Genomic DNA, 2253 nt, shown 5'->3' with positions numbered 1-2253 from the left:
TACTGCTTGCTTGCCATAGGCACCTCTCTCGCTTCCATTGATTATGGCTCTGAGATGTCTACGAAATCCTGGCCGGTCCAAAGTTCCATAAGATCAAAAGTGCAACTCCTTGGGTCGAGTGCGATCGAGTAGGCTCAGGCCTCTACAATCCCGATGAATCTCTTTCCGCCGAAGAGGAGCTTCGCAAGGCGCTCGGATCAAACTTCGAAGTACTGGAGCGGAAGTGCAAGGAGCTGAGCGAACACCCCAATGTCGAGAGCGTAGATGATGTGTACCTGACGAGCTCCGGAAGCGGTGTACACATCACTACGACGTACGCCTTCAGGGATGGGACCCGCACGCCGTACGTCCACTACTTTGATTTCTCGATGAATCCAATCACTAAAGAGGCGGCCCTCTTGAAGGCGGCTACGGCAGCAGGCTGATTGACCTCAAGAGTAGCTTGGCTTGCGCGCCTCCAAAGGGCGCGCAAGCGTATCCAATCGGGTTCCCTGGTGGCGGACGCCAGAAAGCCCCCCTTCTCTCTGTGGCTCGGCTCCGCCCGAATGGGACTTAACGGCGTGGTATCCGTTCAAGACTGACGACCCGAGGCTACCCTCCCATGTCAGGCTGAGGTACTGCCTTCCATGCATCAGACTCGGGTATCACACCACACTGCATCAGCTGCCCTGGATTTCCAAGTGTCCCTGGCATGGCGTTCGCCTGCGCCAGAGCTACCCACGATGCGATGGATTCACTGGCCTCCAGTGCCAAAGCTGGCTTGGGCAGATGTCCCCTCAGTCGTGAGCGCCCTGCCCCTTGCCCGCGATAACGCGCCCTTATCGCTTCTGCCCGAACTGAAGCGCGCTGCAACTCCCAGCCTGACGCTTGCCGAAACCCAGCCCTATTGGCTTGCTGGGACAGTGATCACACCCTTCCGCACAATCTCCATCTTGCCAACATCGCCAACAGGCACAAGCACTGCAGCCTTCCGCACCGGTTCCCACAGCGCATAGCTGTCACCAAGACGACCAATCAGGCTCAGGCCGCCCTGCACCTTTCCATCAACAGTCACAGCCGTAACGTGCTTGCCGCCGCCAGAGGAAATCTTCTCGGCACGCTGGGAACCAAGCATGCTTGACACTATCGAGACGTAGACCAGCATCACCAAGGCGTAGATCAGCCAAGGGGAATCTTTCACCGCGGTGGGCACCACCGGCGAAAGATGCACGATCAGCGCACAGATGACCGTCAGAAGAACCCCTATCAGAAGAGGCCACGTGTTCGACCACCAAAGCAGCAGCCCTAGGGCAGTGAAGAAGAGCATTGGAAACAGCCATGCGAACAGCTTGCTCTTGGAGCTGCCGCTCGTCACCTTGGTCTCCACCCAACCGCCAAACAGCGAGGTCAGCAGCATGAGAAACAGCACCATGCCGATGCCCGTCAGGCCGGCCAGGGCCAGTTCGCTCACAGCAACAAACTGAAAGGGATCAAGGCCAAAGTAGCCCCAGTACGCCTTCAGATAGAGCGCGCCTTGAATCAAGCCAAACGTGACGACAGCCGAACCCCAGCCGGCCACATCGGCCATCGTCAATGATTTCTGCGTACGTTCCATGTACTCCCCCTTTTGGCGACGCTGACACGTCCTGGATAGTGCCACGCCGTAGAGCGCGGCGTCAGCCACTCAGTGATGGGCCCCGCAGGCTTCCCAACACACTCTGGCTGCAGCGGATCAGGGCTGCCTTGAAGGGCATCGAGAGACTTGACCCTTCCATCCATTTGTCGCGTCTGCCCACCCCTGGCCCGCGCATGTCGCTACCGGCACGAAATATGCGGACCAATCGGAGCCGGCGACAGCCCTTGCAGGCCAAGCCTCTAGCCCCCTTCCCTGCTATGCAACGATTCTGAAAACGTCGAAAATTGCAGAGGCATGCCGGTGCTGTGGCTGGAGAGGCGCTCGCAGCACGTGCCGATGCAGGCGTCACTGGATGCTAAGCAGCGAGCGCCTGACGTTCTGGAGTCGCGGGCTCTTCTGGAATGGCAGCTGCAGCCATTGGCCTATCTGGAACAGGTTCTGGCGGGCGTTCCGGAGCCTGTTCTGATGGATCGGGTGCTGCTGATTCTCGTTGGCGGGGTGCGTGATGGGGCGCGATGTGGCTGACGGCGCTACCTGGTAGCTGACATCACCAGTCTCACTCGCATTCCTTGGAAGACCACGCCGAGGGGTGTGAGGGCTTTGGACGGGTGAGCAGAGCAACGGATAAGGGGCCGCAG

Annotated in this window: 1 protein-coding gene; it reads right to left on the bottom strand. The window is 59.1% G+C overall.

Annotated features, from left to right (window positions below; genetic code table 11):
• Positions 1-883: 883 nt before the first annotated feature.
• Positions 884-1594: a hypothetical protein gene (locus DBR20_RS02390; protein ID WP_108265061.1), complete on the bottom strand. Its 711-nt coding sequence runs from the start codon at positions 1592-1594 to the stop codon at positions 884-886.
• Between the last annotated feature and the right edge of the window lie 659 nt (positions 1595-2253).

The organism is Stenotrophomonas sp. HMWF023 (assembly GCF_003060985.1).
In the GTDB taxonomy this organism is placed as follows: domain Bacteria; phylum Pseudomonadota; class Gammaproteobacteria; order Xanthomonadales; family Xanthomonadaceae; genus Stenotrophomonas; species Stenotrophomonas lactitubi.
The sequence above is the reverse complement of the archived record's forward strand: the minus strand, read 5'-3'. Positions and strand labels throughout refer to the sequence as shown.